Source organism: Herbaspirillum sp. 3R11, assembly GCF_004563925.1.
Taxonomy (GTDB): Bacteria; Pseudomonadota; Gammaproteobacteria; order Burkholderiales; family Burkholderiaceae_D; genus Herbaspirillum.
In genome coordinates this window covers 397,199-422,955 of sequence record NZ_SPNJ01000005.1, presented here as the reverse complement: position 1 = coordinate 422,955, position 25,757 = coordinate 397,199, and the positions used below count along the sequence as shown (strand labels likewise).

Sequence of the window (25,757 nt, the reverse complement as noted above, 5' to 3'; positions counted from 1 at the left end):
TTTCCTAAGCGTTGTCATTGAGCCATTGGTGCAGCACTTTGATGGAACCGGCAGAATACAGCGGATTGAGCGCCTGCAACTGTTCCACCGGATGCGCGCCGAATTCTACCGCAACCCCGGCTGCACCTGCATTAAGCGCCATCTGCAAATCGTGGGTGGTGTCGCCGATCATTAGCGTGCGGCCCATTTCCTGGCCGAGTTCACGTGTGAGTTCCTGCAACATGGCCGGATGCGGCTTGGAAAACGTCTCGTCCGCGCAGCGCGTGGCGTCGAAGACCGACAGCAGATTGGTACTGTTGAGCGCGCGGTTGAGACCGACGCGGCTCTTGCCTGTGGCGACGGCGAGGAAATAGCCTTGCTGTCCGAGGTCGTCGAGCATTTCGCGCACGCCGTCGAACAGGCTCAGGTCTTTGTCCTGGCCCAGGTAATGGTGGCGATAGCGCTCAACGATGCGCGGATAGTATTTCGGATCGACGTCCGGAATCGCCGCCTGCATCGCGTCCTGCAGGCCCAGCCCGATCACGTAGGAAGCCGCACTCTTGTCGGGAATCGGCAGGCCCAGGTCGCGCGCGGCGGCCTGGATGCAACGTACGATCGTCGAGGTGCTGTCCATCAACGTGCCATCCCAATCGAAGACGATCAGGTCAAATTGCTTTCTTGCCATGTTTCACTTTTCAACATATTCAAAAATCGTGTGCCGGCCCGCGGTCCGATCAAACTGCGGACGCCGCATCAAGGCCTTCCAGGCTCTTAAGGAAGCGCTGGCATTCGGGCGGCAAACCGGCCTTCAGGGTCACTGTCTTGCCGCTATCGGGATGCGTAAAACTGATCTGATGCGCGTGCAGGAACATGCGCTTGAACGCGATCCTCTCGCCGTCGGCTTTCTGCAAGGACTTGTTCAGGGGGAAATCACCGTACTTGTCGTCGCCCACGATGGGAAAACCGCTGGCAGACAAATGCACGCGTATCTGATGGGTGCGACCGGTTTTCAGTTCCGCTTCCAGCAAAGCGAATTCGCCATAGCGCCGGATCAGGGAAAACACCGTGTGCGACGCCTGGCCGTCCTCCTGCACCCGCACGCGACGCTCACCTTCGGCTGTGCTGTACTTGTGCAGCGGCAACTTGATGTGCTGGCGGGCGTTTTTCCAGTCGCCGTGAATCAGCGTCAGGTAGCGTTTGTCGGTCAGGCCGTCGCGCATCTGCTCATGCAGGTTGGTCAGCGCCGAACGTTTCTTGGCCAGCAACAAAACACCCGAGGTGTCGCGGTCAAGCCGGTGTACCAGTTCCAGGAATTTGGCGTCCGGACGCGAGGCGCGCAATTGCTCGATGACGCCGTAGCTGACGCCGGATCCGCCATGCACGGCCACGCCGGTCGGCTTGTCGATGATGAGCAGATGATTGTCTTCGAGCAATATCTTGAATTCGGCGCCGGGAGCCACCGCAGCAGATGCCTTTTCGGCAATGCGGATCGGCGGCACGCGCAGGATATCCCCGTCTTGCAGACGATAAGTCTGGTCGATACGGCCTTTGTTGACACGTACTTCGCCGGAACGCAGGACACGGTAGATATGGCTTTTGGGCACGCCTTTGCAGACGCGCAAGAGGAAATTGTCGATGCGCTGACCGGCTTCCTCTTCCGAAATCGTGAGCAGCTGGACTTGCGGCGAAGCAGGTGCAGATTGGGTCGACGCGGGTGATTCAGGCTTTTCAGGCGTCTTCCCAGAAAATCTCGCTAAGTCCTTCATTTTGAATATATAATCGCTCGACGCTGGTCAGAAAACCGGTGTCAGTGTAAGAATAAAAAAGACCATTCTACACAGAGGCGTCTTCATCAGCCTCGCTAATTTGCAAATTTGATGGGGGGAACCATTAAAAATCGCAGCATGCGGCGACAGGGTCCTGTCGGCAAGCCTCGTACACCCTACGAAGACATTGTGGACGCGACATTTCTCCGCGCGATTGGACGGTTCCTTAAAAACGTGTACGCATCATCCCTGCGCGAGTCCAGTTTGCACCGCAGTTGCAATCGGATAACGCACTTGGATGTTGAACAGATGTGCTTGGATTATCAGGATAAAGTCTGGCAAGACCTTCAGTTGAAAAACGAAGTGCTTGCCGGTTGATGCAAGTGAACCCGATTCGCCGATTTGCCAACTTTTAGAATAATGCTTCGTTTGGCTCAAACATATAGCTTACCGTCCACAGCTGCCGTGACCGCTCCATGCGGAACGGCGCGCGTGGATACGGAGCTGCTCGGCTTCCCGGTTCACCGCATCCGCGCCCCGTTGTGCATGAGTGCCGCCACCCTGGCGCGCTCCACACACTAAGGCAATTCCCTCCCCCAATCACTTCGTTCTCGCGTACATCCTTGTACTTTTGATGCATTCATCGTGCGTCAATAAAGCGGCCTCAGTGCCACGGAGTGAAACATGAAACGTATGTTGTTCAATGCTACGCAGCAGGAAGAATTGCGCGTAGCCATCGTTGACGGTCAAAAACTGATCGACATCGATATCGAAGCCACCGGACGCGAACAGCGTAAATCCAACATTTACAAAGGCGTCATCACCCGCATCGAGCCATCGCTCGAAGCCTGCTTTGTCAATTACGGCGAAGAGCGCCACGGCTTCCTGCCATTCAAGGAAGTTGCCCGCACCTATTTCAAGGAAGGCATCGACGTCCGCAACGCTTCCATCAAGGAAGCCCTGCGCGAAGGCCAGGAAATCATCGTCCAGGTTGAGAAGGAAGAACGCGGCAACAAGGGCGCAGCCCTGACCTCGTTCATCTCCCTGGCCGGCCGTTACCTGGTCCTGATGCCGAACAACCCGCGCGGCGGCGGCGTATCGCGCCGTGTCGAAGGCGAAGATCGCCAGGAACTGCGCGAAACCATGGACAAGCTGGACCTGCCCAACGGCATGTCCGTCATCGCCCGCACCGCAGGCATCGGCCGCAACGTCGACGAACTGCAGTGGGATCTGAACTACCTGATGCAACTCTGGCGCGCCATCGAAGGCGCCGGCCAGTCCGGTTCCGGCGCGTTCCTGATTTATCAGGAATCGTCCCTGGTGATCCGCGCGATCCGCGACTATTTCCAGCCTGACATCGGCGAAATCCTGATCGACACCGACGACATCCACGAACAAGCCCAGCAGTTCATGGCGCACGTGATGCCGGACATGGTCCACCGCGTCAAGCGCTACCACGACGACGTGCCGCTGTTCTCGCGCTTCCAGATCGAACACCAGATCGAAACCGCGTACTCGCGCACCGTGCCGTTGCCTTCCGGCGGCGCCATCGTGATCGATCACACCGAAGCCCTGGTCTCCGTCGACGTCAACTCGGCGCGCGCCACCCGCGGCTCCGACATCGAAACCACCGCGTTCTACACCAACCTTGAAGCCGCCGACGAAGTGGCCCGCCAATTGCGCTTGCGCGATCTGGGCGGCCTGATCGTCATCGACTTCATCGACATGGAAAACGCCAAGAATCAGCGTGAAGTCGAATCCCGCCTGAAAGACGCCCTGCACCACGACCGTGCCCGCGTCCAGATGGGCAAGATCTCGCGCTTCGGCCTGATGGAATTGTCGCGCCAGCGCCTGCGTCCGTCGCTGTCCGAAGGCAGCCACGTGACCTGCCCGCGCTGCAACGGCACCGGCCACATCCGCGATACCGAATCGTCCGCATTGCAAGTCCTGCGCATCATCCAGGAAGAGGCAATGAAGGAAAACTCGGCCGCCATTCACGTCCAGGCGCCGGTCGACGTCGCCGCTTTCCTGTTGAACGAAAAGCGCGGCGAAATCCTGAAGATCGAAACACGCCACCGCGTGACGGTCATCATGATCCCGAACAAGCATCTGGAAACCCCGCATTACAAGCTCGAGCGCATCAAGCACGACGATCCACGCCTGGATGACGCGCAAGCCAGCTACGCCATGGCAGAACAAGCCGAAACCGACATCGGTTACAGCAAGCGCCAGAAGGAAGACGTCAAGCCGCGCCAGGAAGCCGTCGTCAAGGGCATCACCCCTGACCAGCCAGCTCCTATCGTCGAGCGCAAGGTGGCAGCACCGGTTGAGCAGCCGCCGACACTGGCGCCTGAGTCGGGCTTCTTCAGCAAGATCTGGAGCTTCTTCCGCACCAAGCCGGTTGAAGCGACGCCTGTCGCCGCACCAGCCGACACCAAGAGCCCGCAAAAACGCGATCACGCCGACCGCAACGGCCGCAACCGTAACGGTCGCAACCGCAACGGCCGCAACCGCAACGAGCGCGAAGAGCGCGACGGCGCAGCACCTGAGAAAGCCGCCCGCGACGAATCCGGCAAGCAGGAATACGAAGGCAAGCCAGCCCGTCCGCCGCGCCCACCGCGTGAACCGAAGGAAGCCCGCGAACCACGCGAGCCGCGTGAAGGCGCAGAAGGTCGCAATGATCGTGAGCCGCGCGAACCGCGTGAACCACGCCAGCCGCGCGAAGGCCGTGAACCGCGTGAGCCGAAGGAAGCCCGCGAACCACGCGAAAACCGCGAGCCGCGCGAAGGCAGCGAAGCACGTGAACCACGTCAACCGCGCACGCCGCGTCCACCACGCGAAGAGCGCAAGGACCTGCCGAAAGCGGAAGATGGATTGCCATTGGAAGCCGCTCTGGCGACCGGTGTTGCTGCTGCCGCAGTGACCGACGTCGAAGGCGCTGAAACTGCACAAGTGGCAGGCAATCAAGTTGAAGGCACAACCGAAGAAGGCGAACCGCGTCGTCGTCGTCGTCGTGGCGGCCGCAACCGCAATCGCCGCGATCGTGACGGTGAAAACGGTGGCGAAAACGCCGATGGCGAATCCGCTGAAGGTGCGGATGGCGAAGAGTCGGCGCAAGTTGCCGCTCCAGCTGCAACTGTCGCTGCGCCTGCCGACGACAATGAGCGTCCATGGTACGAAAAGGCTCCTGCTGCAACACCAGCAGCGGCTTCTGCTCCAGCTCCTGCTGAAGCTCCGGTCGCCGTGCAAGCTGCTCCGGCAATTGAAACGCCGGCCGAAGCTGCGCCTGCACCGGTTGCTGTGACGCGTGTTCAGGAAACGGTAGCCGCTGTCGAAGCGCCGGCCCCGGTCGTAGCGGAACCAGTAGCTGAAGTTGCTCCGTCCGCTGCGGTTGCCCCCGTCGAAGCGCCTGCCCCGGCAGCCGTGGAACCGGCTCTTGCTGCGCCCGTAGTTGCACCAGCGCCGCAAGCAGTTGAAGCGGCTCCGGCAGTTGTTGCTCCGACGCCTGCTCCGGCACCAGTCGCTGCAGCCCCTGCTCCTGCAGCCTCCAACGGCAAGCAATGGAATGACCTGAACGACATGCTGTCGTCGGCCGGTCTGACCCTGGCCAGCACCGATCCGGAAAAACTGCGCGCAGCCCAGGCCGCCGCAGCCCAGATCGTGCCTGCGCCGCGCGTGCCGCGTGAACGCAAGCCATTGCCGCCGCAATCGACTGACCCTCTGGTCCAGGTCGAAACCCGTCGTTGATGCCTTAGCAAGCACAAGCATCGCGCAGGAAAGAAAAAAGGGAGTGAAAACTCCCTTTTTTCTCGTCTGTCGTCGGCACAATGTGCATTTTCACCATTGCAAATTGGCAAGTAAATAGCATCCTGTTTCCGCACTGTACCGTGATCGCCCCGACCGCTCTGTACACTGCCTAATTCTCCGCCGCATGCTATCGTAGCGAGTATGAACAAACGCATCATTCCGATCATCGACGAACGCCTGAACGGCAGCCTCGCAGCCGTGCCCGCGCTGCTGGAAGCACCGTCCGGCTTCCTGGCCGATGCCTTGATGCGTCCGCTGCACGACCTGCGCATTTCGGTCACCGATCGCTGCAATTTTCGCTGTGTGTATTGCATGCCCAAGGAAGTGTTCGACAAGGACTATAGCTTCCTGCCGCACTCCTCCCTGCTGTCGTTTGAAGAAATCACGCGCCTGGCCACCCTGTTTGTCGGTCACGGTGTCGAGAAGATCCGACTGACCGGCGGCGAGCCGCTGTTGCGCAAGCATCTGGAACGCCTGATCGGCATGCTGCACGAGTTGCGCACGCCCGACGGTCGCGAGCTCGACCTGACCCTGACCACCAACGGCACGCTGCTGGCGCAAAAGGCGCAGGCGCTCAAGGATGCCGGCCTCAAGCGCGTCACCGTCTCGCTGGACGCGCTGGACGACGCCAACTTCAAGCGCATGAACGATGTCGACGTCTCGGTTTCGCAGATCCTGCATGGCCTTGATGTCGCGCACAAGGTCGGCCTCGGCCCCATCAAGATCAACATGGTCGTCAAGAAAGGCGTCAACGACCACGAAATCCTGGCGATGGCGCGTCACTTCAAGGACACGCCGTTCACCCTGCGCTTCATCGAATACATGGACGTCGGCAGTTCGAACGGCTGGCGCATGGATGAAGTGGTGCCGTCCAGCGAAGTGATCCGCCGCATTCACGCCGAACTTCCGCTCGAAGCGATCGACGCCAACTACACCGGCGAGACCGCACAGCGCTGGCGCTATAAAGACGGCGGTGGCGAAATCGGCGTCATCTCCAGCGTCACCCAGGCGTTTTGCCAGGATTGCAGCCGCGCGCGCCTGTCGACTGAAGGAAAGATCTACACCTGCCTGTTCGCCGGCGAAGGCCACGACCTGCGCGGCCTGTTGCGCGGCGAGCGCAGCGATGCGGAAATCTCCTCCGCCATCGCCGCCATCTGGGGCCGCCGCGGCGACCGCTATTCCGAACTGCGCAGCGAACAGAAAGACACGTCCACGACATCGATGCCGCAAGTGCGCAAAGTCGAAATGTCCTACATCGGCGGCTGATGGCCATGGCCGTCGCCGCTGCAATTCCTCCCGAACAGATTACCGGCCTCGTACTGGCAGGCGGACGCGGCGCCCGCATGGGTCATGTCGACAAAGGCTTGCAGCTGTTTCGCGGCAAGCCGCTGGCGATGCACGTGATGGAACGTCTGGCGGTCCAGACCGGCACGCTGGCAATCAACGCCAACCGCCATCAGAGCGACTACGCGGCGTTCAATCTGCCGGTATGGCCGGACCTCCTGCCCGACTTTCCCGGCCCGTTGGCGGGCTTGCACAGCGGCCTGACGCATTGCGCCACCGACTACCTGGTCTCTGCACCTTGCGACTCCCCATTGCTGCCGCCGGATCTGGTCACACAGTTGGCCGCTGCATTGATCGGACAGCAGGCCGACGCCGCCATCGCTGTCACCGGCTCCGCCGGGCAGGCGAACCTGCAGCGTCACCCGGTGTTCTGCCTGCTCAGGAAAACCCTGCTGCCATCGCTGACCGACTATCTGCAGCAGGACGGCCGCAAAATGGAACGCTGGTTTGCCGGCATCCGCACCGCCGAAGTCCGCTTCGACGATGAAGCAGCCTTCAGTAACATCAACACGCTGCAAGAGCTGCGCCAACTGGAATCAGAATAAATGACTCAACTCTCCCTCTCCGACATCGTCAGTTGCGTGTCCGGCTATGACCCGGATGCGATGACCGTGCCGCAGGCGCAAAAAATCATCCATGATTTCGTGCAGCCGATTTCTTCGATCGAACGCGTCGCCATCCGCAGTGCACTGGACCGTACGCTGGCTGCCGACATCACCTCGACCATCGACGTACCCGCCAACGACAACTCCGCCATGGACGGCTATGCGCTGCGCGGCGACGATCTCGCGAACAACCAGGCCCTGACGCTGCGCATCGTCGGCAGCGTCCATGCCGGCCAGCAGTTCGACGGCGCCGTGGCCGCCGGTGAATGCGTACGCATCATGACCGGTGCCGCCATGCCGGCCGATTGCGATACCGTCATCCCGCAGGAATTTACCGAGAACCAGAGCGATGCCGCCGTGACCATTCCGGCTGGTCGCGTACGGCGCGGCGACAACCGCCGCCTGCGCGGTGAAGACCTGCGCAATGGTCAGATTGCCCTGCGCGCCGGCAAGATCCTGCGTCCGGCCGACATCGGCATGCTGGCCTCGCTGGGCGTAGCCGAAATTCCGGTGCAGCGTCGCCTGCGCGTGGCCTTCTTTTCGACCGGCGACGAATTGCGCTCGGTCGGCGAACAGCTCGACCCGGGCTGTGTCTACGACTCCAATCGCTATACGCTGTACGGCATGCTCACGCGCCTCGGCTGCGACATCATCGACATGGGCGTGGTCAGGGATGATCCGGTCGCCATGGAAGCAGCCTTCCGCAGCGCCTGCGAACACGCCGATGCCGTCATCACTTCCGGCGGCGTCTCGGTCGGTGCAGCCGACTACACCAAGCAGACCATGACCAAGCTGGGCGACATGCTGTTCTGGAAAATCGGCATGCGCCCAGGCCGGCCGATGGCCTTCGGCCGCATCGCGTCGCATGATCGCGGCGCCTACTTGTTCGGCCTGCCCGGCAATCCGGTGGCGGTGATGGTGAGCTTCTATTTCTTCGTGCGCGACGCCTTGTTGCGCATGTCGGGCGCCGACGCCAGCCCGCTGCCGCGCCTGCAAGCGAGGTCGCTGTCGGCAATCCGCAAGAAGCCTGGACGTACTGAATATCAACGCGGCATCCTCGCGCCCGATAGCGACGGCATATGGAAAGTAAAACTGACCGGTGCGCAAGGCTCCGGCATCCTGCGCTCGATGTCCGACGCCAACTGCATCATCGTGCTCGATGACGCCCAGGGCGACATCGCGGCCGGCGATTTGGTGCAGGTGGTGCTGTTCGACGGTTTGACCTGAGACCATGACGCTGTCCGCGCGCTTCGACCGGCTGCACCTGCGCTCGCGCGCGCAGCCGGCGACGCCGTGGGAAGAGCGCCAGGACCGCTTGCAACGCCTGCGCCATCTGCTGCTGCGCCACCGTGGCGACATCGCTGCGGCGATCAGTTCCGACTTCGGCAATCGCTCGCAGCACGAAACCCAGTTCCTCGAAGTCTTCACCAGCCTGCAGGCGATCGACCATGCGCTGGCTCATGGCAAGCACTGGATGCAGCCGCAAACCCGACCCACCGCGATCTGGTTCAAGCCGGCCGACAATCGCCTGTTGCCGCAGCCGCTCGGCGTGGTCGGCATCGTCACGCCGTGGAATTATCCGCTGCTGCTGACCGTCGGTCCGCTGGCGTGCGCGCTGGCCGCAGGCAACCTGGCGATGATCAAGCTGTCGGAAAACACGCCGGCCTTCGGCGAGCTGTTCGATCGCTTGATCCGGCAATCATTTTCGGACGATGAAATCGCTGTCATCAATGGCGACGTCGAGGTCGCCCGGAAATTCTGCGCCCTCGCCTTCGATCATCTGATCTTCACCGGTTCCACCGCCGTCGGCCGCGAGGTCATGCGCATCGCCAGCGAGCATTTGACGCCGGTAACGTTGGAGCTGGGCGGAAAATCGCCGGCCATCATCGCCGCCGACGCCGACTTCAAACATGCGGTCGCGCGCATCGTCAGCGGCAAACTGCTCAACGCCGGCCAGACCTGCATCGCCCCCGATTACGTGCTGCTGCCGGAGGGTCGTGAACGTGACTTCATCGAGGTCGCGCGCGCCGTCGTGGCGCGCATGTACCCTGCGCTCAATGACGAGCGCCTGGCCATCGACGATTACACCAGCATCGTCAATGAACGCCATTTCACCCGCTTGCAAGCGCTGCTCGACGACGCACGCGAACGCGGTGCGATAGTCGAACAACTCACCACGCATACGCCACATCCATCGACGCGACTATTGCCGCCGATGGCGCTGACGCAAGTCGCGCCGGATGCGCGCATCCTGCAGGAAGAAATTTTCGGGCCGTTGCTGCCGCTCGTGACATATGAGAATCTCGACGAGGCGATCGCCTTCGTCAACGCCAGGCCCCGCCCGCTCGCGCTGTATATGTTTGCGAAAAGCGAGACGGCCATCGACCAGGTCTTGCTGCAGACGGTCGCCGGCGGCGTGACGGTCAACGACACGCTGCTGCATATTGCACAAGAGAATTTGCCTTTCGGCGGAGTCGGCGCATCCGGCATGGGCGCCTATCACGGAGAGGAAGGCTTCAGGCGCTTTTCGCACATGAAGCCGGTGTTCACACAGAGCCGCTTTAACGTCATGCGGCTGTTCAACCCGCCTTACGGCAGGTTGTTTTCGTTGCTGATGAAATTCCTGATTCGCTGATTTTTTCGGGCTGAGCCGATTCAGCGCCTAGAGCAACTCGCTCTGGCCGTCGCCATCGACTTCCGGCTCGGCAGTGCCCAGCAATTTCTGCGCCGTATCGCTCGGCAAAGCTTCCACCGATTTCAATTTGCGCGTCATCTGGCGTGTGCGCGTTTCTGCCTGCTCGATGTTCTTGGCGGCGCGTTCCAGCGCGTTCCTGGTCGCCGACAACACGTCGCCGAACTTGCCGAATTCGGTCTTCACCGCACCCAGCACTTGCCACACTTCCGATGAACGCTTTTCCAGCGCCAGCGTGCGGAATCCCATCTGCAAACTGTTCAGCAGCGCCGACAAGGTCGACGGTCCGGCGATGCTCACGCGATGCGTGCGCTGCAAGTCGTCCGACAAACCCGGCCTGCGCATAACTTCGGCATACAGACCTTCGGTCGGCAGGAACAGGATGGCGAAATCGGTCGTCAAGGGCGGCGACAGATATTTTTCGGCGATGGTCTTGGCTTCACCGCGCACGGCGCGTTCCAGTTCGCGACCGGCCTGCGCCACGCCTTCTGCATCGGCGCGGTCGGCGGCTTCGGCCAGGCGTTCGTATTGTTCCTTGGGGAATTTGGCGTCAATCGGCATCCATACCGGCGTGCCGCCGTCGTCGTTGCCCGGCAGCTTGATCGCAAACTCGACGCGCTCGCCGGTGTTGGGCACGGTCTCGACATTCTTGGCGTACTGATCCGGCGTGAGCATTTGTTCCAGCAGCATTTCCAGCTGCACTTCGCCCCAGGTGCCGCGCGTCTTGACGTTGGTCAACACGCGTTTCAGGTCGCCCACGCCGATCGCCAGCTGCTGCATTTCACCGAGGCCCTGATGTACCTTGTCGAGGCGATCCGAGACCAGCTTGAACGATTCGCCCAGGCGCAGCTCCAGCGTCGCGTGCAGCTTCTCATCGACGGTCTTGCGCATCTCTTCGAGGCGGTTGCCGTTGTCCAGTTGCAGATCCTTGATCTTGGCTTCCAGCGTGGCGCGCACTTCGGCCATGCGCTGGGCGTTGGATTCGGTCAGCGTGGTCAGCGTCTGGTTGAGCGTGTCGCCGAAACGCTTGAGCGACGCGGCCTGCTCTTCGCGACTGGCCTGCGCCTGCAAATTCATGGTCTGGCGCATGCCGTCGAGTTGCTGGGCGTTGGTCTCGTTGAGCTTGACCAGCTGCTGCGCGAAACTGTCGATCTGGTTGTTCTGCAGGGTCGCAACGCTGGTCATCTGCGCCGCCAGCGTCTGCTGCAGCTGGCCGAAATTACCGCCCAGTTCCTGGCGGGTGCTTTGCGCGTTGGATTGCAGCTGGTCGCGCAATTCGCGTTCGCTGCGCTCGGCCAGATCCTGCTGGTGGCGTTGCAATTCGCTCTTGAGTTGCTGCAACGGCGTGCCGATATCGATGCTGGCGCGGCCGCGCAGGAGGATCACGATCTGCAGCACAATGCCGACGGCGATCAGGGCGAGGAGAATCATTTCAGTCAGGGTCATGTCGGGTGTTTCTTGAGAGGTCGTGAATTAGTCAGGCTTGTTGCGCATCCAGTCGGCAGTCTGGAAGAACGACTGCATCAGGCGCGTGCGCAGGGCTTCATCGAGGCCGGTGTCTTCCATCGCCCAGGCCATGCAGCGCAGCCATTGGTCGCGCTCGGAAATACCGATGGCGAACGGCAGATGGCGCGCGCGCAGGAAGGGATGGCCGAAGCGTTCTGTGTACAGGTTGGGACCGCCGCTCCAGCCGGACAGAAACCAGTAGGTCTTGTCGCGCGAGCCGTCGAGCGACGGCGGATGCAGCGCGCGGATGCCGGCGAACTCCGGCTCGAGGTCCATCAGATCGTAGAAACGATCCACCATGGCGCGCAGCTTTTCCGCGCCGCCGATCATGTCATAGACGGTCGGCTGATTGAGGTCTTCGATTTGCATAGACCGAGATGATACCTGCTTCGGTGCCGGCATGTCTCCCGCTTAAGACGTCCTCAGGCCTCGCGCAAGGTCTGCAGCGGCGGCCTCGACAGCACATTGCGCAAGCCGGCCCAGCCGCCGAATACGGCGCACGCCATGCCGATGCCGGCGCCCGCCAGCCACAGCCACGGGCTGAAGCGCCACTCGAAGTCGAACACGTAATGCGCCAGCGCCCAGCCGATGGCGGCGGCGCCGCTGGCGGCCAGCAATCCGGCCACACTGCCGATCAGCATGACCTCGATACGTTGCGCCTTTGCCAACTCTTGCCGGGTAGCGCCGAGCGCACGCAGCAAGCCGGCTTCACGCACCCGCTCATCCTGGGTGCCGACCAGCGCTGCATACAGCACCAGCACGCCGGCCGTCAGCGTGAACAGGAACAGGAATTCCACTGCGGAAATCACCTGGTCGACGATGTCCTGGATCTGCTTGAGCACGCTACCGATATCCACCACCGTGAGGTTGGGGAAATCGCGCGTCAGGACGTTGCCGAGCCCGGCCTTGGCGTCCGGCAAGTGGAAAGCGGTGATCCAGGTTTGAGGCATCTCGCGCATCGCTGCCGGATTGATGATGACGAAGAAATTGACCCGCAGCGAACCCCATTCGAGCTTGCGGATGCTGGTGACCGGCACGCTGACCAACTGGCCGGCGATGTCGAATTGCAACTGGTCGCCGAGGCTGAGCTTGAGCGTCTTGGCCAGGCCCTCTTCCACCGACGCTTCGGGGCGGCTGTCGTCATACCATTTGCCGCCGACGATGGTGTTCTGCGCCGGCAGGTCGCGCATGGTCGACAGATTGAATTCGCGATCCACCAGGCGCTTGGCGCGGTCTTCCTGATAGGTGTCGTTGGTGACCGGCTTGCCGTTGATCTGCACCAGGCGGCCGCGGATCATCGGGAACAGACGCGCCTGCTGCAAGCCGGCCTGCTTCAGCTTTTGCTCGACCACATCTTTCTGGTCCGGCTGGATGTTGATGACGAAGCGGTTCGGCGCATCGGCGGGCGTAGCCTGGCGCCAGGCGCCGATCAGGTCGCCGCGGATCACTGTCAGCAGCAGCAAGGCCATCAGGCCGAGACCAAGCGCCACGATCTGCATCGTGGTGGCGCCGGGCCGGCGCTGTAAACCATCGATGGCGAAACGCCAGCTCTGGTTGTTGAACAGGCCGCGCAACGATTGCACGCTACGCAGGCATGCCCAGGCGATCAACGCAAACAACGCGAACCCGCCGAGGAATCCGGCGGCCGTCATGGCGCCGAGCTTGATATCGCCGGCCTGCCACAGCAGCAATCCGGCGAACACCAGCATGCCCAGCGCATAGGTGGCGATACTCATCGCCTTCGGCGCCGAGGCTTCGCGCCGGATCACGCGGTTGTGCGGCACGTTGCGCAGCTGCAGCAGCGGCGGCAAGGCGAACCCGACCAGCAACAGCAAGCCGACCGCGACGCCTTGCAGCGCGGGCCACCAACTCGCCGGCGGCAGCGTAGTCGGCATGAATCGACCGAGCCATTCGAGCAGCGCAAAATGCGCGGCGAAACCGAGCAGCACGCCCAGCGCGCTGCCGGCCAGCCCGACCACGATGAATTCCTGCAGGTACATCAGCGTGACCTGATTCTGCGTCATGCCGAAACAGCGCAGCATGGCGCAGGCATCCAGATGCCGCAGCATGAAGCGACGCGCCGCCATCGCCACGGCGACCGCCGCCAGCAAGGCTGACAGCAGGCCGACCAACGACAGGAATTGTTCAGCGCGATCGAGCGTGGCGCGCATTTCCGGACGGCCCGATTCGAGCGACTCGATGCGCACACCCTTGATGTTGCCGTCGTCGATGGTCTTTTGCAGCCATTGCTGGTAAGCCTTGATCTGCTCCGGCGCGCCCGCCAGCAGCAGGCGATAGGTCACCCGTGAACCGAATTGCACCAGGCCGGTGGCGGCCAGGTCATCCATGCCGAGCATCACGCGTGGCGCGAAATTGACGAACGCGCTGCCGCGATCCGGCTCGACCGAGATCACGCCGGCGATGCGGAAGGTCTTGTCGCCCAGCTTGAGCGGATCCCCCTGCTTTACTTGCAGGGCAGAGAGAATGTTCGGATCGACCCAGACCGTGCCGGCTTGCGGCACGCCTTCGGCGACAAGGTCAGCGCCATCAGGGTCATGAGTGTCGGCCAGCTTCAGTTGTCCGCGCAGCGGATACGCGCTGGTGACCGCCTTGATCGACGACAGAATGGAGCGCGCCGCATTGGCGCCGGCCTCACCTTCGCCGGCAAGCGCCATGCTCGGGAACACCACCGTCTGCGCCATCGTCAGATTGCGTTGGCGCGCTTGTTCCAGCCAGGCCGGATTAAGCGGCTGGTCCGCTCCGACCAGCAGATCGGCGCCGAGCAACTGGTGCGCGTCGCGCGTGAGGCCGGCACGCATGCGGTCGACAAAGAACCCGACCGAGGACAATGCCGCCACCGCGACGATCAGGGCAATCAGCAGGAAGCGCAGTTCACCGGCGCGCCAGTCACGACGCGTCATGCGCAACGATAGAAGAAACATGCAACTCCAGGCGGAAATCAGAAGGAAACGACGCGCTGCCTTGCCCGGCAAGCGCGTCCATTGCCGACAGCATAGCGCATGCCGGCCGCGCTTGGTTTTTAGCTGGGCGGCAAGCTCATGCCGATGTCAGCGACATTGAATGGCCATCTGTCGCCGGCCAGGTTTACAGGGTCGGAATGGAGAACGAGCCGCCAGGATACTGCCTGCAAATGAATTCCACGAAGGCCCGCACCTTGGGACTCTGCAAGCGACGCGAGGTATGCAGAACCCAAAGCTCAACTTCGTCCCCGGCAATTCCCCACGATACCAGTTCGCCTTTTTCCAGCAAGCTGCCAATGATGGACTGCGGCAGCATCGCCGCCCCCGCGCCGGCGGCAATCGCATCGCGCACCATCAGGAGCGACGACAGGCGCAGAACAGGCCGTGGTTCGACGGTGAACTGGCCATTGCGCACTGACCAGACATCTCCGTCGCGATAGCTCGGCGTGACGACCGCCGGAACGGGGAACGGCTTGCCGCGATCTCCCGTCGGCATCGGAACTGATGGTGCGGCAGCAAGGACCTGCCTGTCTCTGGCAAAGCACCTGCCGACCAATGCGCTGTCCTTGCCTGGATTGATGCGTATGGCGACGTCGAAGTGTTCGTCAACGAGATTGACGAGGCGATCATCGGCCACGGCTTCGATCTGCACCTCCGGATAGCTCTCCACGAAGCGGGCGGCAATCTTCCCCAGGGCCAGTTGCGAAAACAGAAGCGGCGCTGCAACGCGCAGACGGCCCCGCGGCGTCGCAAGACCATCACGTGCCGCCGCCACCGCTTCGGCGACCTCGCGCATCGGCCCCTCGATCCGGGCGAGCAACAGCTGGCCGGCTTCGGTCACCTCCAGGCTGCGAGCACCTCGCTCGATGAGCCGAATGCCTAGCGCTTCTTCGAGATCGGCGACACGGCGCGACAAGGTCGCCTTGGAGCGGCCGCTGGCGCGACTGGCTTTTCCCAAGCCTCCATGAGAGGCCACTAACTGAAAGTCTTCAAGGGCGTTGAAATCCATGATGTCTCATTATTGGAACGAAGTATCTCTATTTTACAGTCTTTGTTTTGTATTCAGAACTACCTATTATCTGTTCGTACGCAACCCACACCTCAAAGGAGTTTTTCATGAACACGATTCGCGCATTGGTTCTTAACGAATACGGCGGCCCGGCAGCCGTCAAGATTTTGTCAATCGAGGCACCGACTGCAGGAGAAGGCCAGGTCCTGGTCCGTGTCCACGCCGCCGGCGTCAACGGACTGGACTGGAAGGTCCGGGAAGGCTATGTCCGGGACGCATTTCCGCTGCAACTGCCGACCGTGCTGGGCATTGAACTTGCCGGGATCGTCGAAGCGGTTGGCGCCGGCGTCACAAAGCTGCGCCCGGGCGATCGCGTCATGGGGTCGCGCGGCGGACTGGGCGCCTATGCCGACCTGGTCGCGGTGGACGAGGCCAATCTGAACCTGATTCCCGAGGCGCTGAGCTTCGTGGATGCGGCAGCGTTGCCCGTGGCGTCATTGGCTGCATGGCAAAGCCTGCACTTTGCCGGGCCGATACGGGCCGGACAGCGCATCCTTGTCCAAGGTGCGGCAGGCGGTCTCGGAGGATTCGCGGTCCAGTATGCGCGTCAGGCCGGCGCCGTAGTATTTGCCACCGCCCTGGACGTTCACGCCGACTATGTCCGCAGCCTCGGCGCACACCACGTCATCGCCTACGACAAAGAACAGTTCGAAGCCTCGGTCAACGACATCGACCTCGTGCTGGACTATGTCGGCGGCGAAATGCTGAACCGCGCATGGTCTGTCCTGGCCGAAGACGGCGTCATCGTCAGCACCGCATCGCCAGCCATTCTGGCCAGCACGCCAACCGGGCGACGCGGCCTCTGGTTCATGAACACACCGGATGCCGCACGGCTGCAAGCGATTGCAGAGGACGTGGCCCAAGGACGCTTGCAGTCGAAAGTCAATGCCGTCGTGCGCTTCGACGAGCTGCCCGCAGCGATCGAGCGCAATCGGACTCAGCCGCAGGTCGGCAAGACGGTTGTGGACTTCTCTCTCTGAATCAACTTTCTCGACAGGAGGAAAAACATGTGCACCGCGAACACCCTCAACGGCGCCGTGCCGGGTTGATCCCCTCTGCCGCAATTTCCAATTTACAAACCACACCAAGGAGTAATCATCATGACTATTATCGTTACCGGCGCCACCGGCACTGTTGGCCGCCACGTTGTCGAACAGCTCGTCAAACGCGGCGCCGATGTTCGCGCTCTCGTGCGCGATGTGTCGAAGGCAGACTTCCCGGCGGGCGTTGACGTCGTCCAGGGCGACCTGCTCGACGTCGATTCGCTGCGCAGCGCTTTTGCAGGCGTCTCGACGTTATTCCTGCTCAACGCGGTCGTACCCGACGAATACACCCAGGCGCTGATCGCGCTCAACGTCGCCCGTGAGGCCGGCATCGAACGGATCGTCTACCTGTCGGTCATTCACAGCGACCTCTACGTGAACGTGCCGCACTTCGCGGGCAAGTTCGGCGTTGAGCGCATGATCGAGCAAATGGGGATGAATGCAACCATCCTGCGTCCTGCCTACTTCATGGACAACGACGTCACGATCAAGGATGTGGTGACCGGATACGGCATCTATCCGATGCCGATCGGCAGCAAGGGACTGGCAATGATCGATACGCGCGACATCGGCGAGATCGCAGCCATCGAACTCATCCGCAGGGAAAGGAGCGCAACCCCTCTTCCCATCAACCGGATCAACCTGGTCGGGCCTGAAACATTGACCGGCAGGGATGTCGCCGCAATCTGGACGGATGTGTTGGGACGCCCGATTGCCTATCCGGGAGACGACCCTGCAGGGTTCGAGAAAAACCTCCGACAATTCATGCCGAGCTGGATGGCCTTCGATATGCGCCTGATGAGCGAACGCTTTCTTACCGAGGGAATGATTCCGGAGGCCGGTGATGTGGAACGCCTGACCACGCTGTTGGGGCGCCCCCTTCGGTCCTATCGCGACTTCGCTTCCGGGAGTGCGGCGTCAGCCTGACCGGGCGATGCCGGTGACGTTACAGGCGGCAGCGAGTTGCCCCACGCCACCGGCTAGCGCAACCACAAGGCCGCACTGCTCAACGCCAGCAGCACGCACGCCGCGACCAGCAGCTTGACTTTGTTGCGCACGCTGTCGAGCGCCGCCACCAGTTGCGCATTCTGCTCGGCGAGCGTGTTGATCAGCGCCGAAGCGTCGACCTGCTCCGCTTCCAGCTGCGTGAGGCGCTGGGCCATCTCTTCGGGGCTGCCCGGCTCCACTGTCGCGCCGTCTTCGGCGATGGCTGATTTGGCCAGGCCTGCCCGCGTGCGCGCCCACAAGTCCTTGGCGCCGCGCACCACCGTCGGCGTGGCCTGCACGACGTCTGACCACGGTATCAGTTTGAAAGCTGCGATCCAGTTGAGCGCCATGAATGTATCCTGCCTTCACTTGAAGATTGATTGATTTTCGATTGAACTCGGTGTCGGGCGATACTTCTAAAAATCTGCAGCGCCTTGCAAACACGCCGTAACACTTCGCAACAATGTTGCTGTGCAAAGCGCTTGCTTTTGCCTACCGCAGAGTAGACACTCGCCACCAGATAAAGTTGAGGAAAAACATGAAATCATCCCTATGGCGCATCGCCGCGCTGCTCTCTTTCTCCATCGCCGGCAGCAGCGCCTGGGCCGTGGACTGCAGCAATGCCCAAAGCTCCCAGACTCAGGCCGACATCGATGAATGCGCGAGCCAGGCGCTCAACAAGGCCGACGCCGAGCTGAACCAGACTTACATCGACTACCGCAAGCGCCTCGACAAGACCCAGCAGAATCAGATCCGCGACGTCCAGCTGGCCTGGATCAAATACCGCGACCTGTCTTGCAAGTATGCCACCTCGCGCAGCGCCGGCGGCTCAGTGCACAACATGGCGCTGCAATCCTGCCTGACGGAAAAGACGCTGGAACGCACCAAGGAGCTCAAGGCGCTGTCCGCGTGCTCCGAGGGTGACGTTACCTGTCCGCGCTGACAAAAATGGCGTAGCGGCGCTGTCAACGCGGCCGGTTTGGCAAACGTTCAAGGGCAAGCAGACGGCCATGTCGTCGTGCCAAGCGCAGAACTAGGCAAGAACGCGGCATCCAAACCGCACAACCCACGTTATCCCTGAATGGAGAAACCCATGAAAAAACTGCTCGCAACCCTGGCCTTCGCCCTCGTCGCTCCCGTCATGTTTGCTCCAGCCGCCATGGCGCAGACCGCCCAGCAAAGCAAGATGACTACCTGTAACAAGGACGCCACCGGCAAAAAAGGTGACGAACGCAAGGCCTTCATGAAGGATTGTCTCTCCAACAAGCCGGCCGCCCCTGCCGCACCAGTCACCCAGCAAGACAAGATGAAGAGCTGCAACAAGGACGCCACCGGCAAGAAAGGCGACGACCGCAAAGCCTTCATGAAAGAGTGCCTGAAGAAGGACAAGTAATTCCGGCAATTCAGACGTCAATAAAAAAGCCCGCACGCGACATGGTCGATGCGGGCTTTTTTACGTCTGTCGGATTGTTGCCCGCAGAGTTATCGGAAACACATCATTGCGGGCTGCGCTTGAAGAAAAACAAGCCGGCGCCGACCAGCATCAGTACGCCACCAAAAAAACGATTCTGCATCCGCACCGCCTTCGCATCCCGGAAGAAGCGCTGCATGCGGCTCGCCGCAAACGCGTAGCCATGCATCACCACCAGGTCGACCGCCACCATGGTGATCGCCATCAGCAACAACTGCAGCCACAGCGGACGCTCATGGTTGAGGAACTGCGGCAAGACCGCGACCATGAAGACGATGCCTTTCGGATTGGTGGCGTTGGTCAGGAAGCCGGTGACCGTGCGCTGCCACCAGGCCGTCGGTGCCGCCGGACGCGCTGCTTGCGCTTCGTCGACATGCACCGGCGCACGCCATTGCGACCAGCCGAGATAAATCAGGTAGGCCGCGCCGAGGAACTTGATCGTATTGAAGGCGGCTTCCGATGCCACCAGCAGCGAACCCACACCGGCGCCGGCAATCACCAGGATCAGTACAAGCGCGAGTTCCAGTCCGAGGATGGTGGCGCTGGTGCGGCGCACGCCGTAGTTGAGGCCGTGGCTCATTGACAGGACTGCGCCGGAACCGGGCGAGATGGCGATCAGACAAGCCGCCAGGAAAAAAGCAAACCAAGATTGAAAAGCCATGCCGTACTTTCTGCAGATAACGCGGGGATCGACATTATAAGGACAAGCGATGCGACTTGCTGAACTATGCCTCCTGAATGCCGTCAGACGGCTATAGCTGTTCCGATCAAGATCAACCAACAAGGAGCATCACATGAACCTTCACCTTTCCTTCGGCCCCCTGGTCGCCCTGATTGCCGGCATCCTGATTCTGGTGATGCCGCGCCTTCTCAATTTCATCATTGCGATTTACCTGATCGTCATCGGCCTGGTGGGCTTGTTCGGCTCGCATGGCTGGCCGTTCGCATAGCGATCTGACAGGTGCAAAGGAACTGCAACAGATGCTTACAAATATGACATCTTTTGAAACACTCTGATGTCGTCGCTTTGGTTCACGGCTCGTTAATGGAAGTAAGGCGCAACGATCGACACTCAACAATGAGTCAACAGTCAGCGCCGAGACTGAAAAAACTTCTCTACTTCTCTTTAAGGAAATTGCCATGAACTCGAAATCCATCGTCGTTGCAGCTCTGTTCTCCGCCCTGACTCTGCCAGTGTTCGCTCAAACCGGCGCGCCTGCAGCACCGGCAACTGCAAAACCTGCAGCGGCGACTCCTGCCGCTGCAACCGCAGCACCGAAGGCTGAGCACGCCGCCAAGCACAAGGCCGTGAAGCACACCAAGAAGGAAGCCAAGGCTGAAAAGACCACCACCGCACCTGCTGCAACACCAGCGACACCAGCAACTCCTGCCGCACCAGCAGCACCTGCCAAGGCAAAGTAATTCAGGCAGCCTGAAGTGAAGTACAGGTAGCATGTAAAACACGCTCAGGGAGCGCAAAAAAAGAACGGCTTGCCATTGAACATGGCAAGCCGTTTTTCATTGCGAGTCGAAGAAACCGGACTTCAGCATTCAGCCCAGATCGGCCTGCCAGCGCAGGGCAATCCGACGCTCCTTGCTGTCATCATCAGGCTTCGGTTGCGCATGGCAATCCATGCCGAGGCCCGCCGCGTACAGGATCTGTTCCTGCGCAAAAACAAGCGGCAGATAGGGACGCTCCCACGCCGGGATATCCATGTTCTGGAAATGATATTTGAGACTCTTGGCGGGCCGATTCCACGCCAGCCGGACGCGTTCACCGCCGCTGCGCAAGCACACGGAAAAGGATTGCTCGCGCAACCATGCAGCGTTGAAACCGATTTCCGCAACTTCGAAAAACAGGCTGCCTGAAAACTGCGGAAAATGCAGTTTGTCTTCGCCCCGCCAAATGAATGGTTGCGGCCCTGTGTTCTCGTCGAAAGGCGGGCGACGCGGCGTCAGGAAGACGCGATCGCGATAACGCCGCACCTGGCAATCAGGATGCGTTACGCACAGTTGCGCATCGTATTTTGCATCGAGCAATTGCGTACGCAACTCGAACAGCCACGCCGACGACGGCATCCGCAATCCGCGCAGTCCCAGCCAATGGCGCAACAGATTGTCGACACGCTCGGGATCCAGTCGGCGCAATGCCGGCACGCTGAGATATTCACCCTCCAGGCACGCAGCAAGATCCTGATTCGCCAACACCGTCAACAGTCGCTGCGCCGCTTGCGCATGCCCTGCCGCACGCGCAAAGCGTTCCTGAAAACCGGGGAAAAATTTCGTCAGCACCGGCATCACTTCATGACGCAAGGCATTGCGTGCATAACGCGTGTCGCTGTTGGACTCATCCTCGACGTACGTCACCTGCTCTTGCTGCGCGTGCTGCTCCAACTCGCCGCGCGATGCGCCGAGCAAGGGACGCGCCATCAGCAGGCCGGTGTCGCCAAGCAATTCCGCTGCCTTGTTGGCGCTGTCCATGCCTGAAATGCCGGCTACGCCCGAGCCGCGCAACATCTGCAGCAGCACGGTTTCGGCCTGGTCGTCGAGGTGATGCGCGGTCAGCAGCAGGCCCGCGCCATGCTCCCGGCACAGTTGCCCCAGCGCTTGGTAACGCGCCACGCGCGCCGCTTCTTCCACACCGCTCTTGTCCTTCGCGGCCAGCGTCACGTTGCGCGTATCGAACTCCGCACCGAGTCGTTCGGATTGCGCGCGGCAATGCGCCTGCCACTGATCGGCATTGACACTGATGCCGTGATGGATGTGGAAGGCGAACAGGCGCACACCCTGCTCACGCGCAAAGGCGGCGGCGAGATGCAACAGCACCGACGAATCGAGTCCGCCGCTGTAGGCCACCGCAATGACGGGAAACACGTCGACCAGCGTGCGCTCGTTGTCGACGCGATGCGGGATGCTCAGCGCCTCAATGGTCTGGGAGAATTGTTCTTGCAACGTGAGGACGGCGCCTGAAGCGGACATGGTGATTTTCCTGCGCGCGAGTAGTGAGTGATGACGCAAATGATGAAACGAAATTCAGCGCCCCTGACAGCACCTGCAGCCGACATCGAGACGCTAAAGAAAAATGGCCTCGAGCGAGGCCATCTGCGGAACGTGGGAACAGTACACCGGCATTGCAACTTGCAGGAAGCGATGCCGGCGCCAGGTTTATTCCTGCGTATTGAGTTCCTTGAACTTGCCGTAGCTCATCAGCTTTTCGTGACGCGCGGCCATCAGTTCCTTGGTCTTGACGCCCTGGAATTGACGCAGCGTATCGGCCAGCGCGCGCTTGAGCAGCGAGGCCATTTGCTTCGGATCGCGATGGGCGCCGCCCAGCGGTTCGTTGACGATCTTGTCGATCAGGCCCATGGCCTTGAGTCGATGCGCGGTCAGGCCCAATGCTTCAGCGGCGTCGGACGCGCGGTCGGCGGTCTTCCACAGGATAGAGGCGCAGCCTTCCGGCGAGATCACCGAATACGTCGCATATTGCAGCATCAGCACCGAATCGCCCACGGCGATCGCCAGCGCGCCGCCGGAGCCGCCTTCACCAATGATGGTGGCGATCAGCGGCACCTTGAGTTCGGCCATCACGTAGAGATTGTGGCCGATCGCTTCGGATTGGCCGCGCTCTTCCGCGTCAATGCCGGGGAATGCGCCCGGGGTGTCGACGAAGGTAAAGATCGGCAAATTGAATTTTTCGGCGACTTTCATCAGGCGCATGGCCTTGCGATAGCCTTCCGGTTTCGGCATGCCGAAATTGCGCAGCGCGCGTTCCTTGGTGTCGCGGCCCTTCTGATGGCCGATCACCATGCAGGCCTGGCCGTTGAAGCGCGCCAGACCGCCGACGATGGACAGGTCGTCCGCGTAGGTGCGGTCGCCGTGCAGCTCGTGGAAGTCGGTGAAGATTTCATTCACATAGTCCATGGTGTACGGACGTTGCGGATGACGGGCGATCTGCGACACTTGCCATGGCGTGAGCTTGGCGTAGATATCCTTGGTCAGTTGCTGGCTCTTCTTGACCAGGCGCTCGATCTCTTCCGAGATATCGACTGCCGAGTCGTCTTGCACAAAGCGCAACTCTTCGATTTTGGCGTCCAGCTCGGCGATTGCCTGCTCGAAACCCAGAAATGTCGTTGTCGACTTGCTCATCGTATTCCTTTACGCATTTTCATGAACAGGCGCGAGTATAACAGCCCGCATGCCTTCTATTCGCATTGCCGCTTTGCCAACATTGGTCGCAGGCGGCAATCTTTTCAACCTTCAGGAGGTGGCGCCATCCAGGCTACGCCACAGATACCAGGTGGCGACGGTGCGCCACGGCTCCCAGTTCGCGGCGACTTCGCGCGCATCGCTGCGCGATACCGGTTCGCCCGAAAAATAACTGTCGCTGATGCCCTTGAGCAAGCCCGGATCGTCCAAGGGAAGCACATTCGGCCGCAGCAGATTAAATATCAAAAACATCTCGGCTGTCCAGCGGCCGATCCCGCGAATCTGCAGCATCTCGGCAATGACGTCTTCGTCTTCCATCTCCGCCCATTTGTCGGGATGGACGGTCTTTGCCTTGAAATGACTGGCGAGATCGAGAATGTACTCAGCCTTGCGTTTGGACAGCCCGCAAGCCACAAGATTCTCCGGGCCGGCCTTGATGACCTGGGCCGGCATGCACTTCGGGCATGCTTCAAGGAAACGTTGCCAGACCGCCTGGGCGCTCTTGGTAGAAATCTGCTGTCCGATGATGGAACGTGCCAGCGTGGTGAAGGCGTCGCCGCGGCCGGTCAGTTGCAGGTCGCCGAATTGCGGAATGAGCTTGCGCATGATGCGGTCGCGCTTCATCAACTCCGCTTTGGCTTGCTCCCAATATGCCGGTACGCTGATCGCTGGATCAGCGGGATTGTTTTTTATCATTCTCGTCAGCCTCGTCGCCACTCGGTCAAACCGCCCGGTTTGTCTTCCAGAATCACGCCGGCCGCAGCGAGTTCCGCGCGGATGCCGTCTGCTTCGGCGAAATTCCTTGCTTGCTTGGCGGCGACGCGCGCCGCGATCTTTGCTTCGATATCTGCTGCGGACAGGCCTTCGGCTTCACTGCCTTGACCGCCTTGAAGGAAAGCTTCGGCAGGTCGCTCCAGCAATCCGATCACACCCGCCAGCGCCCTCAACTGCCGCGCCTGCGCCGGCGACTTGCTCTTGTTGACTTCATTGGCGAGGTCGAACAACACGGCAACCGCCACCGGTGTATTGAAGTCGTCGTTCATTGCTTCGGCAAAGCGCTGTGCATAGACATCGCTTTGATCCACAGACGCTGAGGCAGCCACTTCCGCCGTTTCGACCGGAGCGTCTTTCAGCGCCGTGTAAAGACGAGTCAAGGCAACACGAGCGTCGTCCAGATGCGCATCCGAATAATTCAACGGGCTACGATAATGCGCACGCAGAATGAAGAAGCGTACCACTTCAGGATCGTATTTTTTCAGGACGTCGCGGATGGTGAAAAAATTTCCCAGCGACTTCGACATCTTTTCATTGTCGACACGGATGAAACCGTTGTGCATCCAATAATTGACGAAGGTGTGCTGGTGCGCGCCTTCCGATTGGGCGATCTCGTTTTCATGATGCGGGAATTGCAAGTCCTGCCCGCCGCCGTGGATGTCGAAATGATCGCCCAGCAAATCACTCGCCATGGCCGAGCATTCGATATGCCAGCCCGGACGGCCCTTGCCCCAGGGTGAATCCCATTTGACTTCGCCCGGCTCGCTTTCCTTGGCGGCTTTCCACAACACGAAGTCGAGCGGATCGCGCTTGCCGGTGTTGACGTCGACGCGCTCGCCGGCGCGCAGGTCGTCGAGCGACTTGCCCGACAATTTGCCGTAGCCGGGGAAATCACGCACCGAATAATTGACGTCGCCGTCGCTGCCTTGATAAGCCAGGCCATTGGTCTGGAGTTTGCTGATCAGGTCCAGCATCTGCGGCACATAGGCGGTGGCGCGCGGTTCATGGTCGGGCCTCTGCACGCCGAGGGCGGCGGAATCCTCGTCCATGGCGTCGATGAAACGCTGCGTCAACTGGCCGATCGATTCGCGGTTCTCGATGGCGCGCTGGATGATCTTGTCGTCGATGTCGGTGATGTTGCGAACATAAGTCACGTCGAAACCGGTCGCGCGCAACCAGCGCTGCACCATGTCGAACACCACCATCACGCGCGCATGGCCGAGATGGCAGTAGTCATAGACGGTCATGCCGCAGACGTAAAGGCGGACCTTGCCCGGTTCGATTGGGGAAAACGTCTGCTTATCACGCGCCAGCGTGTTATAGATTTTCAGATTGCTCATGAATGGGAAATATCGGTTCCGGCAATGGTTCGTGTGGTGTTTCAATGCTGAGCAAGAGGCGCGGGTTGCCATCTGCCAGCACGTTTTCAGTGCGTCCGCGCTTGTTGTTTTATAGCGGTCTACAACATGAATACAACACGATTGCCAAAACCCTTTTTATAGTGCTTCTTTGATAAAATGCGTCTTT

Annotated in this window: 23 protein-coding genes; 11 read left to right on the top strand and 12 right to left on the bottom strand. The window is 60.9% G+C overall.

All coding sequences use genetic code 11. The features are described from left to right. Nucleotides 1–4: 4 nt before the first annotated feature. Nucleotides 5–664: an HAD-IA family hydrolase gene (locus tag E4P32_RS22010; protein WP_116435694.1), complete on the bottom strand. Its 660-nt coding sequence runs from the start codon at nt 662–664 to the stop codon at nt 5–7. Between the two features lie 49 nt (nt 665–713). Continuing rightward, the gene (locus E4P32_RS22005) at nt 714–1,745 is read right to left on the bottom strand and encodes an RluA family pseudouridine synthase (protein ID WP_116435693.1); all 1,032 of its coding nucleotides are present in this window, start codon (nt 1,743–1,745) and stop codon (nt 714–716) included. Between the two features lie 684 nt (nt 1,746–2,429). Between E4P32_RS22005 and E4P32_RS22000 the strand changes: the two genes are divergently transcribed. The 5 genes from E4P32_RS22000 to E4P32_RS21980 all read left to right on the top strand — a co-directional run bounded on the left by E4P32_RS22000 (nt 2,430) and on the right by E4P32_RS21980 (nt 10,136). Continuing rightward, nucleotides 2,430–5,492, top strand: coding sequence for an Rne/Rng family ribonuclease (locus E4P32_RS22000; RefSeq protein ID WP_116435691.1), 3,063 nt, complete (start codon nt 2,430–2,432; stop codon nt 5,490–5,492). A gap of 201 nt (nt 5,493–5,693) precedes the next feature. Next, entirely contained in the window at nt 5,694–6,818 is a 1,125-nt protein-coding gene (gene moaA / locus E4P32_RS21995) for a GTP 3',8-cyclase MoaA (RefSeq protein WP_116435690.1), read from the top strand. Further along, nucleotides 6,818–7,441 carry a molybdenum cofactor guanylyltransferase MobA gene (gene mobA / locus E4P32_RS21990; RefSeq protein WP_116435689.1) on the top strand — a complete coding sequence of 208 codons (624 nt, stop codon included), beginning with the start codon at nt 6,818–6,820 and terminating at the stop codon, nt 7,439–7,441. The genes moaA and mobA overlap by 1 nt, the downstream gene beginning before the upstream one ends. Further along, nucleotides 7,442–8,728: a gephyrin-like molybdotransferase Glp gene (gene glp, locus E4P32_RS21985; protein WP_116435688.1), complete on the top strand. Its 1,287-nt coding sequence runs from the start codon at nt 7,442–7,444 to the stop codon at nt 8,726–8,728. Between the two features lie 4 nt (nt 8,729–8,732). After that, complete coding sequence (locus tag E4P32_RS21980) at nt 8,733–10,136, top strand: coniferyl aldehyde dehydrogenase (RefSeq protein WP_116435687.1); 1,404 nt, start codon at nt 8,733–8,735, stop codon at nt 10,134–10,136. Between the two features lie 27 nt (nt 10,137–10,163). On the opposite strand, the gene rmuC is transcribed toward E4P32_RS21980, so the two are convergent. From rmuC to E4P32_RS21960, 4 genes are all read right to left on the bottom strand, one after another. Beyond that, nucleotides 10,164–11,639 carry a DNA recombination protein RmuC gene (gene rmuC / locus E4P32_RS21975; RefSeq protein WP_199525669.1) on the bottom strand — a complete coding sequence of 492 codons (1,476 nt, stop codon included), beginning with the start codon at nt 11,637–11,639 and terminating at the stop codon, nt 10,164–10,166. Nucleotides 11,640–11,666: 27 nt separating this feature from the next. Continuing rightward, nucleotides 11,667–12,068, bottom strand: a complete 402-nt coding sequence (locus tag E4P32_RS21970) for a group II truncated hemoglobin (protein ID WP_016835013.1) — start codon at nt 12,066–12,068, stop codon at nt 11,667–11,669. 53 nt (nt 12,069–12,121) lie between these two features. Then, a complete protein-coding gene (locus E4P32_RS21965; RefSeq protein ID WP_116435686.1) occupies nt 12,122–14,641 on the bottom strand; it encodes an FtsX-like permease family protein in 2,520 nt (839 codons plus the stop codon). 163 nt (nt 14,642–14,804) lie between these two features. Further along, entirely contained in the window at nt 14,805–15,689 is an 885-nt protein-coding gene (locus E4P32_RS21960; RefSeq protein ID WP_116435685.1) for a LysR family transcriptional regulator, read from the bottom strand. Between the two features lie 107 nt (nt 15,690–15,796). Here E4P32_RS21960 and E4P32_RS21955 point away from each other — a divergent pair, with 107 nt between their 5' ends. Further along, nucleotides 15,797–16,729, top strand: coding sequence for an NADP-dependent oxidoreductase (locus E4P32_RS21955; RefSeq protein ID WP_116435684.1), 933 nt, complete (start codon nt 15,797–15,799; stop codon nt 16,727–16,729). Nucleotides 16,730–16,849: 120 nt separating this feature from the next. Beyond that, entirely contained in the window at nt 16,850–17,719 is an 870-nt protein-coding gene (locus tag E4P32_RS21950) for an NmrA/HSCARG family protein (protein WP_116435683.1), read from the top strand. A 53-nt stretch (nt 17,720–17,772) separates the two neighbouring features. On the opposite strand, the gene E4P32_RS21945 is transcribed toward E4P32_RS21950, so the two are convergent. Continuing rightward, nucleotides 17,773–18,129: a hypothetical protein gene (locus E4P32_RS21945; RefSeq protein ID WP_116435682.1), complete on the bottom strand. Its 357-nt coding sequence runs from the start codon at nt 18,127–18,129 to the stop codon at nt 17,773–17,775. 188 nt (nt 18,130–18,317) lie between these two features. On the opposite strand from E4P32_RS21945, the gene E4P32_RS21940 reads away from it, so the two are divergent. Together E4P32_RS21940 and E4P32_RS21935 are read left to right on the top strand one after the other, a co-directional pair. Then, nucleotides 18,318–18,722 carry a lysozyme inhibitor LprI family protein gene (locus tag E4P32_RS21940; protein ID WP_116435681.1) on the top strand — a complete coding sequence of 135 codons (405 nt, stop codon included), beginning with the start codon at nt 18,318–18,320 and terminating at the stop codon, nt 18,720–18,722. A gap of 150 nt (nt 18,723–18,872) precedes the next feature. Next, a complete protein-coding gene (locus E4P32_RS21935; RefSeq protein WP_116435680.1) occupies nt 18,873–19,172 on the top strand; it encodes a PsiF family protein in 300 nt (99 codons plus the stop codon). Nucleotides 19,173–19,275: 103 nt separating this feature from the next. Here the strand turns inward: E4P32_RS21935 and E4P32_RS21930 are convergent, their stop codons facing one another. Beyond that, nucleotides 19,276–19,911, bottom strand: coding sequence for a LysE family transporter (locus E4P32_RS21930; RefSeq protein ID WP_116435679.1), 636 nt, complete (start codon nt 19,909–19,911; stop codon nt 19,276–19,278). A 133-nt stretch (nt 19,912–20,044) separates the two neighbouring features. Here E4P32_RS21930 and E4P32_RS21925 point away from each other — a divergent pair, with 133 nt between their 5' ends. Together E4P32_RS21925 and E4P32_RS21920 are read left to right on the top strand one after the other, a co-directional pair. Next, nucleotides 20,045–20,200 (top strand): DUF3096 domain-containing protein, encoded by a 156-nt coding sequence (locus E4P32_RS21925; RefSeq protein ID WP_083457757.1) that lies wholly within the window; start codon nt 20,045–20,047, stop codon nt 20,198–20,200. A 190-nt stretch (nt 20,201–20,390) separates the two neighbouring features. After that, complete coding sequence (locus E4P32_RS21920) at nt 20,391–20,672, top strand: hypothetical protein (RefSeq protein WP_116435678.1); 282 nt, start codon at nt 20,391–20,393, stop codon at nt 20,670–20,672. Between the two features lie 129 nt (nt 20,673–20,801). On the opposite strand, the gene tilS is transcribed toward E4P32_RS21920, so the two are convergent. The 4 genes from tilS to cysS all read right to left on the bottom strand — a co-directional run bounded on the left by tilS (nt 20,802) and on the right by cysS (nt 25,570). Further along, nucleotides 20,802–22,229 (bottom strand): tRNA lysidine(34) synthetase TilS, encoded by a 1,428-nt coding sequence (tilS, locus tag E4P32_RS21915; protein WP_116435677.1) that lies wholly within the window; start codon nt 22,227–22,229, stop codon nt 20,802–20,804. Between the two features lie 186 nt (nt 22,230–22,415). Then, nucleotides 22,416–23,396, bottom strand: a complete 981-nt coding sequence (locus E4P32_RS21910; protein WP_116435676.1) for an acetyl-CoA carboxylase carboxyltransferase subunit alpha — start codon at nt 23,394–23,396, stop codon at nt 22,416–22,418. Nucleotides 23,397–23,507: 111 nt separating this feature from the next. Continuing rightward, the gene (locus E4P32_RS21905) at nt 23,508–24,152 is read right to left on the bottom strand and encodes a DNA-3-methyladenine glycosylase (RefSeq protein ID WP_116435675.1); all 645 of its coding nucleotides are present in this window, start codon (nt 24,150–24,152) and stop codon (nt 23,508–23,510) included. Nucleotides 24,153–24,157: 5 nt separating this feature from the next. Next, nucleotides 24,158–25,570 (bottom strand): cysteine--tRNA ligase, encoded by a 1,413-nt coding sequence (gene cysS / locus E4P32_RS21900; protein ID WP_116435674.1) that lies wholly within the window; start codon nt 25,568–25,570, stop codon nt 24,158–24,160. Between the last annotated feature and the right edge of the window lie 187 nt (nt 25,571–25,757).